Source organism: Nannocystis pusilla (assembly GCF_026626665.1).
Classification (GTDB): domain Bacteria; phylum Myxococcota_A; class Polyangia; order Nannocystales; family Nannocystaceae; genus Nannocystis; species Nannocystis pusilla.
Genome location: NZ_JAPNKE010000002.1, coordinates 7,569,293 through 7,582,998, shown reverse-complemented (window position 1 = coordinate 7,582,998; position 13,706 = coordinate 7,569,293). Strand labels below are relative to the sequence as shown.

Sequence of the window (13,706 nt, the reverse complement as noted above, 5' to 3'; positions counted from 1 at the left end):
TCGTTCGGACAGGTCGCCGCAGCCGGCGGGCTGTCCATGCGGACAGTGATCGCAGCTTCGGTCGGCGCGCCCGGCGGATGTCCGTTCGGACAGAGGGCGTATTCGCGCGCTGCACTTTGGGGCTCGCGCGCGGGCGCGGGCTCGGCGATCCTCGGGCTCGTGTCTCGCCGGTCGACCCAGTTGTTGCGCACCGGGCTCGTCGCCGCGGTGCTGTTCTTCGTCGCGCTGATCGCCGAGTGGAAGCTCGCGGGCCTGGTGCTCAAGCCGATCCCGGTGCTGTGCGTGCTGGCGTGGTTGTGGCCGCTGCGCGGGGCGGATGCTCGACGGCTCCGCCTCGGCCTCGTGCTCTCGGTGCTCGGCGACGTGCTGCTGGCAGAGGCGCTCGACCTGTTCATCGCCGGCCTGGCGGCGTTCCTGCTGGCGCACGTGGCCTACGTGGCGGCCTTCGTCGGCCGCACGCGGGCGCTGCACCTGTTGCGGCTGGCGCCGATCGCGGTGTTCGGCTGGTCGGTGTACGGCTGGCTGGCGCCGAACCTCGGCGAGCTGCGCGGGCCGGTGCTGGCCTACGTGATCGTGATCTGCGCGATGATGTGGCGCGCCGCGGCCCAGGTCGGCGAACGGCCAGGCGAGGAGGGCCGCGCGTGGGCCGGGCTGGCCGGGGCGATCGCGTTCGCGCTGAGCGACACGCTGATCGCGGTCAACCGCTTCATCGCCTGGTCGCTCGGCGTCGAGCTGCTGCTGATGGTGCTCTACTGGGTGGCGCAGGTGCTGATCGCATCGTCGGTGGCGCGCGAGGAGTGAGGAGCTCGTGGAGCCACGCGTCGCGGGCTCGACTGTGGCGCGGGTCGTGCCATCCTGGGGCGCGTATGAGTTCGGCGCAGAGGTGGTGTCGGATCGCGCTGGGAGCGTCGCTGGCGGCGCTCGAGTTCGGCTGTGAGGGCGAGTGCTCGCCCAACAACGAGGTCGAATTGTCCTTTGAAGCCAGCCCCGTCGCGGTGACGCTGCGGGGGATCGTGGCGGGCGAAGGCGAGGGCGCGGTCGCGGTGGGCGACGGCGGCACGATCGTGCGCCGGGTCGCCGAGGACGACTGGGACCTGCAGGCGAGCGGGGTCACGGCCGATCTGTTCGCGGTCGCGTCGCGCCCGCAAGAGTCCGTGGTGGTGGCGGTCGGCGCCGCGGGCACGATCGTGCGCAGCGCCGATGACGGGGCGACGTGGCGGCCCGTCGCCTCGGGGACGACGGCCGAGCTGTACGCGGTCGCGCTGGCCGAGGACGAGGCGGTGGCGATCGCGGTCGGCGACGGAGTGGCGCTGCGCAGCGAGGACGCCGGCGGTACATGGTCGATGGGACAGGTCCCGGAGGGGACCTCGGTCCTGCGCGGGGTCGCCGGGCGCGACGGGGCGTGGCTGGCGGCCGGGGAGAACAGCCAGGTCCTGAGCAGCGTCGATGGCGGGCGGACGTGGCAGCGGATCGAGCTCGGGCGGCTGATCGATCTGCAGGCGGTCGCGGTCGATCGGTACGACCTCACCTCCGCGCCGGAGCCTGAGCCGTTCCTCGTGAGCGACACCGTGCACGCGGTGTTCGTGGTGTCCGACCGGCGGTGGCATGGCGCGACCGCAAGCATCTCGGAGACGATCCTCGACATGTCCCGCGACGGGGCCTGGTGGGTCGGCGAACGGGGCCTGGTGCTGCACCGGCCGTCGACGGTTTTCGGCGGCTTCATGCCGCTGTCGGCGGACCCGAAGCTCGCGCTGCACGGGGTCGAGGGCACGCGCACGCGGGCGTTCGCCGTCGGCGCGGAGGGCCTCATCGTGCGCGCGGTGCTGCACGAGCTCGGGTGCTCCTGAGCGCGCGCGATGCCTTTTTGTCAGGCATCCCGGCAGAGCGCTCGAGGTCGGCGGGCCGCCGCTCGTGCGCGCGCGGCAATCCAACTTTAAGGACATGTCCTTCAAGACATGTCCGACAGGTCACGTCGGCGCGAGGTGATGCGCGACGGCGGCGTTGAGCCAGTGCCACTCCTCGTTTTGCCCGCCCTGGGGCGGCTGGCCCTTGAGGATGGCGACGAGCTCCCAGTAGCGGCTGGCGCGGGGGTCGTGGCCCTGGCTCTTCTCGTGCAGCGTGGCGCGCCAGGCGGGCGTGTCGGGCTTGCTCATGGCAGCGGCGAGGCCGGCGGCCATGCGCTCCACCACGGGGCGGGCGGCCGCGTCGGTCGGAGCGACGCCGCGGTCGATGAGCTCGCGCGCGGCGGCGTTGGCCTCCTGGCTGACGCGCTGGTGGGCGGCGAGGTCGAAGCCGGAGGTCCAGGTCTCGGCCGCAGCGTCGCGCATCTTTTTAATAAAGGTCTCGTCCTGGACGATCTCCGCCAGCTCGATCCACGCGTCGAGCTGCTCCGGCGTCGGCACCTCCGGCAGCGTCGGCGCGCTCGCCTGCATCATCTGGCGCTTCCAGGTGTCGTCGATCGGCACGCCCTCGGAGACGCGCTCGTAGAAGCGCTCGATGACTGCCTTGCGTTCTTCGGTGGTAAGTCGGGTCACGGTACACAACCTCCTGATGTCGGCTTGGTTCGGCTCGGAGCGAAGCGCGGCGCGCAGGGCCGCGGCGATGTGCTGCAGCGAGACGATGTGAGTCTCGATGGCGCTGAGCCGCAGGCGCAGGGCCTCGGCCAGGGTCATGTCGCGGGCGAAGATCGCCTTGATCGCGGCGATCCCCAGCCCGGCCTCGCGCAGGGTGCGGATCAGATCGAGCCGCACGACCGCGTCCTCGGCGTAGACGCGGTAGCCGCTGGACGTCCGGCCGACGGGCGGCAAGAGCCCCTCGTCGGAGTAGAAGCGCAGCGTCTTGACCGGCACGCCCGACCGACGCGCGAGCGCGCCGATCGTGATTCGCTCGTTCACCATGGCGACACCGTGGAGCCTCCCGTAACGGGAGAGTCAAGCACGGATCGCGGAGGAAGATGAAGAATGCGTCGCGAGGCGCCGGGCGCCCGGTCGCCGGCTTTCGCGGGGCCCCGGAGGTCGTATCGTCGCCGGGACGTGAGCCGGGCAGCGCGAACCAGCGAGTGGGTGGCCGCAGTCGTGCTCGCCGGGTCCGCCTGCACGACGCCGAGCGCGGGTGATGCGACGCGAGCGACGGACGCGAGCGTCGCACGCGAGACGAGCGGCGGCGCGGCGACGAGGGCGAGCTCGGCGAGTGAGGCGAGCGCCGACGTCGTGGCGAGCCCGAGTGGGGCGAGCGGCGGCGTCGCAGCGGGGAGTGTGGCGAGCGGTGGCGTCGCAGCGAGCGCGGGTGAGGCGAGCGGCGGCGCGGGGTCGAGGACGAGCGCGGGGATCGAGGCGAGCGGGATCGCGGAGCTTGCGAAGTCCGGGGCGAGCTCGAGCGTGGGTGACGGCGCGAAGATACAGGCGAGCGCCGCGAGTCCCGGAGGCACGGCGCCGCGGCCTCCGCTCGCGGTCGGGCCGCTGCGCCCGGGGCTGCCGGAGCGGCTGCCGGAGCCGCTCCGCTGGCTGGCGATCGGCGGCGGGGCGACGCCCGAATTCAACCAGGTGTCGATCGAGCAGGACCTGCTGCTGGCGCAGGAGGTCTTCGGGACAGGTGGCGCGCTGCTGTTCGCCGGCGGACCCGGCAGTCACGGGGTGCAGGTCGAGGACGACGAGGCGCGCGGCGATCCGCTGCTGACGACGCTCGCCGAGCTGTTCGCGCCGCGCGGCGGGCGGGCGGCGACCTACCGGCCGACGCAGTCGACGCCGATCGCCGCGGCGACCCGCAGCAACGCGCTCGCGGCGGTGAAGCAGGCCGTCGCGCAGGCGGGGCCGCTGCTGCGGCTGTACCTCGCGGGTCACGGCGAGCGCGGCGAGCCGCCGCGCGACGGCGGGCTGAGCCTGTGGGGCCAGACTTCGCTGCGCGTCGGCGAGCTCGCGGAGGTGCTCGACGCGGCCGAGCGCCCGGTGCAGGTGGTGGCGACGAGCTGCTTCTCGGGCGCCTTCTCCGAGCTGGTGTTCGTGCGCGGGGAGCAGGCGGCAGGGCCGGCGCCGACGAGCCGCTGCGGCCTGTTCGCGGCGACGGCCGAGCGCGAGGCCTCCGGCTGCGATCCCAACCCCGACCGCGCGGCCCAGGAGGGCTACGCGCTGCACTTTTTGAATGCGCTGCGCGGGCGCGATCGCGGCGGCGAGCCAGTGCCGCTCGACCTCGACGGCGACGGGGCGATCTCGCCGCTCGAGGCGCACGCGCGGGCGCGGATCGCCGGGCTGGGGATCGACGTGCCCACGACCACCTCGGAGCGGTGGCTGGACGCGGCCGCGCCGGCCCGCGGCAAGTCGCGGCCCGTCGCGCTGCCGGAGGAGGACGCGGTGATCGCAGGGCTCTCGGCGGCGCTCGGCTTCACCCGGGAGGACGAGGTCGCGGCCGCCCTGGAGCATGTCCTGAAGGACACGTCGGCCGCGTACGAGCGGCTCGACGCGGCCAGCGGGCGCGAGGACGACGCCTATCGCGCGGCGGGGGCCGAGCTGCTCGCGCGCTTCCCCGTGCTCGACGATCCGTGGCACCCGGACTTCGCGCCGACGCTGGCGGCTCACCGGCCGCAGATCGAGGCGCTGCTGGCCGACAGCGCCCTGTTCGCGGCGTTCCGCGCGGCGCAGGACGAGGTCGCCGCGGCGCAGGCCGAGGTCGCCGAGCTGCTGGCCCGCAGCGCGCGGCTCGAGCGGCTGCTGCGGGCGTTCCGCGTCCGCACGCTCGCGGGGCGCCTCAAGGCGCGCGGCGGCCCGGCCTGGGCCCGCTACGAGGCGCTCCTGGCCTGCGAGCGCGGGCAGCCGTGAGGCGACGCGGCGGGCCCCGCTGCGTCGAGGGGTACGAGGCCGCGAGCGCTGATAAAACACAGAGACATGTTCTCAAAGGCATGTCCTTGTGAGCATGGCCGATCGAGCATGCTCAAAAGGACATGACCTTTTAAATTGCCGCTCACTCGTCCTGCAGCGGGGCCGGGTCGGCGATCGTGATGGTGCGGTGGATCTCCTCGCTGAGGAGGCCGAGCGCCATCGGGCGGCGGACGCCGGGCAGGACCGCGACGTCGTAGAGCTCCTCGACCACCCCGTCGAGGCGGAGCCAGTGGGCGACCTCGCCGGTGCGGGTGTCGACCACCAGCAGGCCGCAGCGGGGTTCGGCGCCGCGGGCGGCCAGGTTGGCCTCGAGCTCGAGGCCCCCGAAGGTGCGGCTGCCGCGGGGCTTCGACAGGCCGACGAGCGCGTAGGGGCCGGCGAAGCACAGGCCGCGGGCGTAGCCGGGGCAGAAGCAGACCGGCTCGAAGCGGCCGGCGGCGTCGAGTTGGCCCAAAAAGCCCGTGCCGGCCTCGAGCAGCCACAGCGCGCCGTCGTGCAGGCGCGGCGAGTGGGGCATCGACAGGCCCTCGGCGACGATCGCGTCGGTGCGGACGTCGATCACCACGCCGCCGCCGCGTCGGTGGTCGCGCCAGCCGTCGGCGACGTCGCTGCGCGCCACCGCGGTGACGAACGCGGGGCCGCCGTCCGCCATGGCCAGGCCGTTGAGGTGGCAGCGGTCCTCGGCGGCCAGGCGCGAGACGAACGGCGGACGCCACAGCGGGGCGAAGCTGGCGCGCGGGGCGAGGGTGGCGAGGCAGCTGAACAGGGTGTTGACGAACACGGGGCGGCCGGCGCGGTCGACCGCGAGGTCGTGGACGTCGAGGTCGCCGGTGGTGTGGGCGACGCGCGGGACGTACAGGCGGTCGTAGCCCTCGTGGGCCTGTCCCGCAGGCAAGGCGTTGTCGAGGCGCCACAGCTGGTAGAGCGTGGCCAGCCACAGCGAATCGCCGTCGACGCACAGGCCCATGCAGCGGGCGAAGGTGCGCTCGAACAGCGACAGCCGCCCGCCGTCGCCGCTGCCGAGCAGGAACAGCTTGCCGGCCTGGTAGGTGGTGAACGCCAGGCTCACGCCGAGCTCGGCGAGGAGGCCGGGGAAGTGGCGCGAGCTCAGGACCTCGAGGCGTTCGGCCATGCGGCGACGATAGCAGGCTTGCCGCCGGGCTGTCACAGGGCGCGCCGCGAGCGCGGGTGAGATGTCCGGAAGGACATGCTCCGAAGAGCATGTCGAGTGCTCGGCGTCTGTCGGCCGCGAGACGGCGCCGGTCCTCGGGACCGTCAGGCCTTCATGCTCCGAAGTGCATATGGGGTTCTCCGCGTGCCTGTCGGCCACGAGGCAGCGCCACACCCGGGGCCGTCAGCCCTTGGGGCTCTCCGCGCGCCTGTCGGCCGTGAGACGGCGCCGCACCCGGGGCCGTCAGTCCTTGGGGCTCTCCGCGCGCCTGTCGGCCGCGCCGTCAGGCCTTCATGCCGCGCCGCGGCGCCCGCGGCGGAGCGACATGACCGAAGGGTCAGGTCAGAGCGTGACCTGGGCTTCGACGGCGGCCACCACTCGCAGGGTGAAGACCGGGCTCTGGTAGACGTGGTAGCCGTCCTGGACGCCGTCGTCGACGAAGCCGCCGCCGGCGAGGTCGGCCTGGACGACGCCGAGCTGGCCGTCGACGATCAGCGAATGTGTCCGCGGGGACATGGCCCGAAGGTCACGCCACTCGAGCACGAGGGTGTTGCCGCCGTCGCCGAGGTCGACCGCCTCGACGTCGACGAGGTCGAGGTCGGAGCGGAGGGTGAGGTCGAGGGTGACGCTCTGGCCGGTCAGACGCACGGTGTCGAAGCCGGCGCCGCCGTCGATGCGGACGAAGTCGAGGGTGACGCAGCGGAGGTCGTCGTCGCCGGCGCCGGCGTAGACGATGTCGGGGCCCTCGGCGGCGACGACGTCGTTGCCGCGGCCGGCGATCAGCGACTCGCCCGCGGGGGTGCCGGGGATGTTCTCCGGACCTGGCCCGTAGGTCATCGAAGCGGCGCCGCTGAAGTTGCCGCCGAACACCACGTAGCTGCGGCCGGCGTCCTCGCCCTTGCCGTCGTTGCCGCGGGCGCCGATGATCACGTCGGCGTGGCCGTCGCCGTTGACGTCGCCGGCGGGCGCGACCGAAAAGCCGCAGTAGTCCTCGGTCGACTCGCCGGCCAGCGAGAAGCCGCCGTCGCCGTTCTCGACCCACGCCAGCGAGGTGCTGAGGACGTCGGGCCCGCCGAACACCACGTAGCCGCGGCCGGAGTCGCCGCCGTGCGGGCTCGCCCCGGGGCGCCGACCAGCACGTCGTCGTAGCCGTCGCCGTCGACGTCGCCGGCGCGCTCGACCGAGGTGCCGGCGTAGTCGCGGCTCTGCACGCCCGAGAGGCTGAAGCCGGTCGGGGCCTTGGCGAGCTGCTGCAGGCCGCCGGACACCAGGTCGGGCCCGCCGAACACGACGTAGGCGCGGCCGCTGTCCTCGGGCCCGGCGTCGGCCAACGGGGCGCCCATCGCCAGGTCGGCGAAGCCGTCGCCGTCGACGTCGCCGAGGCCCGCGACCGCGAAGCCGGAGCGGTCGTAGGCGGCGGCGCCGTCGAAGTAGCGCCCGCCCTGGTCGGCGGCGACGTCGGTGAGCTGCACCGCGACCTGATCGGGCTTGCCGTAGACGAGGTAGGTGCGGCCGGCGCTGTCGCCGGCGGTGTCGTGGCCGTAGGCGCCGACGAGGATGTCCGAAAGGCCATCCCCGTCGACGTCGCCGGCGCCGGCCACCGCGAAGCCGGCGAAGTCGAGGCTGACCTCGCCGTTGACCGCGAAGCCGTCGCCGACGCCGGCGCTGATGTCGGACAGCAGGGTCGGCTTGTCCTCGCCGTGGCCGAACACGACGTAGGCCGCGCCCGAGAACGAGCCGCCGGGGTCGGCCCCGTAGGCGCCGACGACGAGGTCGGCGAGGCCGTCGCCGTCGACGTCGCCCGCGCCGGCGACGCTGCGCCCGGCCCCGTCGCCGGCCTTCTCGCCGAGGATCGCAAACCCGCCGACGCCCGAGGCGATGTCGGCGAGGAAGACCGGCCCCAGGTCGTCCTTGCCGAACACCACGTAGGCCGAGCCCGACGAGGTGCCGTTGGTCGAGGCCTTGGGCGCGCCGATCACCAGGTCGGCGAAGCCGTCGCCGTCGACGTCGCCGGCGGCGGCGACGGTGGTGCCGGCGAAGTCGCCGGGCAGCTCGCCGTAGATGATGAAGCCGCGCTGCTGCGCCTCGAGCTTGCTCAGCGCGACCGGGTCGCCGTCGACCTGGCCCTGGACGACGTAGATCCGCCCGGTGTTGCCGTCGGCGTTGCGAGCGGCCACCGCGACCTCGGCGAGGCCGTCGCCGTCGAGGTCGCCGACGGCGTGCACGCTGCGGCCCGAGTAGTGGCCGGGGGCCTGGCCGTCGATGGCGAAGCCGCCGATGCCGTCGGCGACGTACTCGAGGTCGATCGAGGTCGGGCGCACTTCGATGCGCGCGGGGGCCTGGGCGAAGCCGTCCTTGCCGTCCCAGATCTTGTAGAGAAAGGTGTCGCTGCCCCACAGCTTGGCCGGGGGCATGTAGGTGAAGCCGCCGTCGTCGAAGGCGGTGTTCATGGCGCCGCCGGGGGTGATCGGGTCGGCGGACACGAGCGTCAGCGGGTCGTCGTCGACGTCGTAGTCGTTCTTCAGCAGGCCCTCGGCGGCGCTGACCGACAGCGCCTGCTTGGCCTTGGTGACGTAGTGGTCGACCAGAGCGACCGGCGGCTGGTTGACCGAGGGGAACGGGCCGGTGGTGGTCGAGTCGGTGGTGGTGCTGGTGGTGGGCGGCTCGCCGGTGGTCGGCACGACCGGCCCGGTGGTTGTCGAGTCGGGGCCGCTGGTGCTGGTGCCGACGCCGGTGGTCGGCACGCCGGTGCCGTCGCTGTCGGTCTCGCCGGTGCCGTCGGTGCCGGTCCCGGTGGTCGCGGCCTCACTGGCAGTCGCCAGGGTGGTGGAGGTGTCGTCGGTGCACCCGAGCGGGATGGCGAGCGAGAGCGCCGCGAAGGCGCGGCGGAGCGGCGACCGCAACATACCGACCACCTTATCGGACCCGACCCGCCCGCGCACGCGCGGTCTCGCGCATCGCCGCCGGCCGCGGGTTTCGAGGCCCGCGAACGGCGTGGCCGAGCGTCTCGAGGTCGCGCATGATGAGTCCGCCGGAGGTTGCCATGACGCCGATCGCCCTTCACCCCCGCGCGTTCGCGCTCCTGCTCGCCCTCACGAGCGCGCCCCTCGCCTGCGGCGACTCGAACGGGCAGACCTCCGGCCTGTCCGCGGGCACCCAGCCGACCACCGCCACCGCCGGCTCGGCCACCGAGACGACCGCCGGCGAGACTGTCTCTTCGACCATGTCCGAAACGACAGACACGGAGGGCACCGCGAGCGGCACCGGCACGACCACCGGCCCGGTGGTGCCGACGACCGGCCCCGAGCCGACGACGACCGGCACGACCGGCGAGCCCGGCACCTCGACCACCACCGGCGACCCGAGCAGCACCAGCGCCGGCACCACCATGCCCGACAAGATCCCCTGCGACAGCGAGGAGACCGAGGTCGTGCCCGTGCCGCCGAGCGTGCTGCTCATCCTCGACAAGTCGGGCTCGATGTCGATGGAGAAGTGGGACCACGACGCCAAGCCGCAGACCGCCGACGTGACCCGCTGGCACAGCCTCCACCAGGTGGTCGAGGGCGTGGTGACGATGTTCGACGCGATGGTCCACTTCGGCGTGAAGCTGTACCCGAAGATCGACGCCGGCTCGTTCGTGAACGTCGGCGCCTGCGAGGTCACGCCCGGGGTCGAGGTCCCGATCGCGCCGATGAACGCGGCCGCGGTCCTCGCCGGCATCCCCACCGTCGACTACGAGGTCCTCGGCGGCACGCCGATGGAGACCGGCCTGAAGCGCGGCTACGAGTACCTCAAGACCCTCGACCCGGGCCTGCAGCGGTTCGCCATCCTCGTCGCCGACGGCGAGATCTCCGACACCTGCCAGGGCGAGAACTTCCTCGAGGCCCAGGCCGCCGTCGAGGAGGCGTTCGGCACCTTCGACATCGCGACCTACGTGGTCGGCATCGACGTCGACCCGTCGACCAGCGAGCAGCTGGCCACCCTGGCGATCGCCGGCGGCAAGCTCAAGCCCGGGCCCGACCCCTTCTACCAGACGGCCAACCAGAACGAGCTGCAGGCGGCGATCCAGCAGATCGTCAAGGACACGCTGTCGTGCGTGATCGCGGTCGACCCGGCCCCGAGCGAGCCGGAGCTGTTCGAGGTGTGGATCGACGGCCAGCCGGTGCCGAACGTCGCCAGCTGCGCCGAAGACGGCTACTTCTGGAGCGTGCCCCACACGGAGGTCACGCTGTGCGGGTCGGCCTGTGACCTGCTCAAAGAGACAGGCAAGGTCCAGGCCCTTTATTTCTGTAATCCGGGCTGAGTCGATACGCCTGGCGTTTCGGGCATGTCTTGAAGGACATGCCACCAGCGCCGCGGCTCGAGGCGCCGGGCACCTCGGAGCGGTCGAGGTCGCGTGGCGGCTCGCGCGGCTGTCCGAGAGGGCATGTTCTCGAGGACAGCTCCGATCACCGTCGCGGCCCGGTCGCGCGGGCGACGAGCGACGAGGGCACGGCCGCCGGTCCTGCGCCGGGCGGCGGCCCCGCGTCGCCGCCGTGCAAGGGCCTGCGCGGGCGAGGTGGACTCGGTCCGCCGCGCAGCGAGCCGCGACCCGGCCGGAGCGCCGCGGCGAGCGGGCGCTCGCGCCGACAAAGTCACACCCGCGCGGCCAGCAGGGGCGACGGGGAGTTGCTACCCTCCGGGCCACCATGAACGCCCCCGAGATCCGCGCGCCGCGCGGCACCGCGCTGTCGTGCAAGGGTTGGTCGCAGGAGGCCGCCCTGCGCATGTTGATGAACAACCTCGACCCCGAGGTGGCAGAGCGACCGCAAGACCTGGTGGTCTACGGCGGCACCGGCAAGGCCGCCCGCTCGTGGCCCGACTACCACAAGATCGTCGCCAGCCTGAGGAGCCTCGAGGCCGACGAGACGCTGCTGGTCCAGAGCGGCCGGGCCCAGGCAATTTCAAAACCCACGAGGACGCGCCGCGGGTGCTGCTGGCCAACAGCCTGCTGGTGCCGAAGTGGGCGACGCTGGCGGAGCACGAGCGGCTGAGCGCGCTCGGCCTGACGATGTACGGCCAGATGACCGCGGGCAGCTGGATCTACATCGGCACGCAGGGCATCTTGCAGGGCACCTTCGAGACGTTCGCGGCGTGCGGGCAGACCCACTTCGGCGGCGACCTGCGCGGGCGACTGGTGGTCACCGGCGGGCTCGGCGGGATGGGTGGGGCGCAGCCGCTGGCGGCGACGATGAACGGCGCGGCGATCCTGTGCGTCGAGGTCGACCCGCAACGCATCGAGCGCCGGCTGCAGCACAAGTACCTGATGCGCAGCACGACCGACCTCGACGAGGCGCTGCGCTGGCTCGACGAGGCGCGCAAGGCCAGGGAGCCGCTGTCGGTCGGCCTGCTCGGCAACTGCGCGACGGTGCTGCCCGAGCTGGTCCGCCGCGGGGTGATCCCCGACGTCGTCACCGACCAGACCTCGGCCCACGACGAGCTGCACGGCTATGTCCCGGACGACATGTCCCTCGAGGCAGCCGCCGAGCTGCGCCGCAGCGACCCCGAGGAGTACGTGCGCCGCAGCGTCGACGCGATGGGCCGCCACGTGGCGGCGATGCGGGCGATGCAGGACCGGGGCGCGATCGCGTTCGACTACGGCAACAACATCCGCGCCCAGGCGGTCCGCGCCGGGGTCGGCGACGCGTTCGAGATCAAGGGCTTCGTGCCGCTGTACATCCGCCCGCTGTTCTGCGAGGGCAAGGGGCCGTTCCGCTGGGCGGCGCTGTCGGGCGACCCGGAGGACATCGCGGTGACCGACCGCGCGGTGCTGGAGCTGTTCCCGGACAACGCGGGGCTGCGGCGGTGGATCGAGCTGGCGCGCACGCAGGTCAAGTTCCAGGGCCTGCCGGCGCGGATCTGCTGGCTCGGCTACGGCGAGCGCGAGCGGGCCGGGCTCCTGTTCAACGAGCTGGTGCGCACCGGCAAGGTCAAGGCGCCGATCGTGATCGGCCGCGACCACCTCGACTGCGGCAGCGTGGCCTCGCCCAACCGCGAGACCGAGGGCATGAAGGACGGCTCCGACGCGATCGGCGACTGGCCGATCCTCAACGCCATGATCAACGTCGCCGCCGGCGCGACGTGGGTCAGCGTCCACCACGGCGGCGGGGTCGGCATCGGCTACAGCCTGCACGCCGGCATGGTGGTGGTCGCCGACGGCACCGCGGGCGCAGACCGCCGGCTGCAGCGCGTGCTGACCACCGATCCGGGGATGGGCGTGGTCCGCCACGTCGACGCCGGTTACGACGAGGCGCTGCAGTTCGCGCGCGAGCACGACGTGCGCGTGCCGGGTCGGACGGTGTTCGAGGACGGGCGATGACCGGCGACCTGCTGCTGCGCGCGGCGGCGCGGATCTACACGCTCGCGGATGGCCCGAAGGACAGGCCGCGCGCGGGCGCCGAGATGGCCGCGCTCGGCGTGCGCGAGGGCTGGAGCGTGGTCGTGCGCGACGGGACGATCGCGTGGGCGGGGCCCGACGCCGACCTGACCGCCGACGAGGTGCCGGCCGGCGCCGCCGAGCTCGACTGCCGCGGGCGCGCGCTGCTGCCGGGCCTGGTCGACAGCCACACGCACCTGGTGTGGGGCGGCGACCGCAAGGACGAGCTCGAGATGCGGCTCGCCGGCGCCGACTACGAGGCGATCTTCGCCGCCGGCGGCGGGATCCTTTCCAGCGTGCGCAAGACTCGCGAGCGCGACGACGACGCGTTGTTCGCCGAGAGCAAGACCCGCCTGGATCGCATGCTGCGGGCCGGCACCACCGCGGTCGAGATCAAGAGCGGCTACGGCCTCGACCTCGACACCGAGCTGCGCCAGCTGCGGGTCGCGCGTCGCCTGGCCCAAGAGACAGGTGTTCGCGTGGTCACGACCTGCCTGGCCGCGCACGCGCTGCCGGCCGAGCTGCGCGACCGGCCGGAGGGGCGCGAGGCGTTCGTCGGCCGGGTGTGCGACGAGGTGCTGCCGGCGGTGACCGCGGCGGGCCTGGCGGACTTCTGCGACGTGTTCTGCGACCGCGGGGCGTTCACGCCGGAGGAGACGCGGCGGATCTTGCACCGCGCCCGATCGCTGGGCCTGCCGATCCGCCTGCACGCCAACGAGTTCGGCCACACCGGCGGAGCCCTGCTGGCGGCCGAGTTCGGCGCGCGCTCGGCCGACCACCTGCTCCACCTCGACGACGGCGAACGAGCCGCGCTGCGCGACGCCGGCGTGGTCGCCACGCTGCTGCCCGGCACCTCGCTCGTGCTCGGCAAGGGCTTCGCCGACGGCCGCGCGCTCGTGAAGGCGGGCGTCGCGGTGGCGGTGGCGACCGACTGCAACCCGGGCTCGTGCGCGCTCGAGTCGCTGTCGATGGTGCTGGCGCTGGCGTGCTACGGCAACCGGCTGTCGCCCGCCGAGGCGCTGACCGCGACGACCCACAACGCGGCCGCATCGCTGGGCCTGCACGCCGAGCGCGGCCGCGTCGAGGTCGGTCTCGCCGGCGACCTCGTGCTGCTGGCGACGGGCGACGTCCGCGACCTCGTGTACCACGCCGGCTCGCCGCTCATCGACGCGGTGGTCCACCGCGGTCGCCTGGTCGCGCGCTGACGGCCGTGTTCGGCCCCCTGCGCGCAAGATTGCGTTTGCGACCC

The 13,706-nt window shown here is 73.4% G+C and carries 9 protein-coding genes and 1 pseudogene; 6 read left to right on the top strand and 4 right to left on the bottom strand.

Features of this window, described 5'->3' with window-relative positions; genetic code table 11:
* The first annotated feature begins 159 nt into the window (after positions 1–159).
* Both OV079_RS33335 and OV079_RS33330 read left to right on the top strand, forming a co-directional pair.
* Complete coding sequence (locus OV079_RS33335; protein ID WP_267773274.1) at positions 160–801, top strand: lysoplasmalogenase; 642 nt, start codon at positions 160–162, stop codon at positions 799–801.
* Between the two features lie 65 nt (positions 802–866).
* Positions 867–1,847 carry a WD40/YVTN/BNR-like repeat-containing protein gene (locus tag OV079_RS33330; protein WP_267773272.1) on the top strand — a complete coding sequence of 327 codons (981 nt, stop codon included), beginning with the start codon at positions 867–869 and terminating at the stop codon, positions 1,845–1,847.
* Between the two features lie 120 nt (positions 1,848–1,967).
* On the opposite strand, the gene OV079_RS33325 is transcribed toward OV079_RS33330, so the two are convergent.
* The gene (locus OV079_RS33325) at positions 1,968–2,897 is read right to left on the bottom strand and encodes a helix-turn-helix domain-containing protein (RefSeq protein WP_267773271.1); all 930 of its coding nucleotides are present in this window, start codon (positions 2,895–2,897) and stop codon (positions 1,968–1,970) included.
* A gap of 480 nt (positions 2,898–3,377) precedes the next feature.
* Here OV079_RS33325 and OV079_RS33320 point away from each other — a divergent pair, with 480 nt between their 5' ends.
* Positions 3,378–4,811 carry a hypothetical protein gene (locus OV079_RS33320; RefSeq protein WP_267773270.1) on the top strand — a complete coding sequence of 478 codons (1,434 nt, stop codon included), beginning with the start codon at positions 3,378–3,380 and terminating at the stop codon, positions 4,809–4,811.
* A gap of 142 nt (positions 4,812–4,953) precedes the next feature.
* On the opposite strand, the gene OV079_RS33315 is transcribed toward OV079_RS33320, so the two are convergent.
* From OV079_RS33315 to OV079_RS33305, 3 genes are all read right to left on the bottom strand, one after another.
* Positions 4,954–6,003 (bottom strand): TIGR03032 family protein, encoded by a 1,050-nt coding sequence (locus tag OV079_RS33315; RefSeq protein WP_267773269.1) that lies wholly within the window; start codon positions 6,001–6,003, stop codon positions 4,954–4,956.
* A gap of 381 nt (positions 6,004–6,384) precedes the next feature.
* On the bottom strand, positions 6,385–6,972 hold the full coding sequence (locus OV079_RS33310) for a hypothetical protein (protein WP_338089113.1): 588 nt from the start codon (positions 6,970–6,972) through the stop codon (positions 6,385–6,387).
* Entirely contained in the window at positions 6,969–8,948 is a 1,980-nt protein-coding gene (locus tag OV079_RS33305; RefSeq protein ID WP_267773268.1) for a cadherin-like domain-containing protein, read from the bottom strand. The genes OV079_RS33310 and OV079_RS33305 overlap by 4 nt, the downstream gene beginning before the upstream one ends.
* 137 nt (positions 8,949–9,085) lie before the next feature.
* Between OV079_RS33305 and OV079_RS33300 the strand changes: the two genes are divergently transcribed.
* From OV079_RS33300 to hutI, 3 genes and pseudogenes are all read left to right on the top strand, one after another.
* A complete protein-coding gene (locus tag OV079_RS33300; RefSeq protein WP_267773267.1) occupies positions 9,086–10,345 on the top strand; it encodes a vWA domain-containing protein in 1,260 nt (419 codons plus the stop codon).
* A 385-nt stretch (positions 10,346–10,730) separates the two neighbouring features.
* A pseudogene (gene hutU, locus OV079_RS33295) lies at positions 10,731–12,400 on the top strand (urocanate hydratase).
* Positions 12,397–13,662, top strand: coding sequence for an imidazolonepropionase (gene hutI, locus OV079_RS33290; RefSeq protein ID WP_267773266.1), 1,266 nt, complete (start codon positions 12,397–12,399; stop codon positions 13,660–13,662). Before hutU ends, hutI begins: the two are co-directional and overlap by 4 nt.
* Positions 13,663–13,706 lie beyond the last annotated feature (44 nt).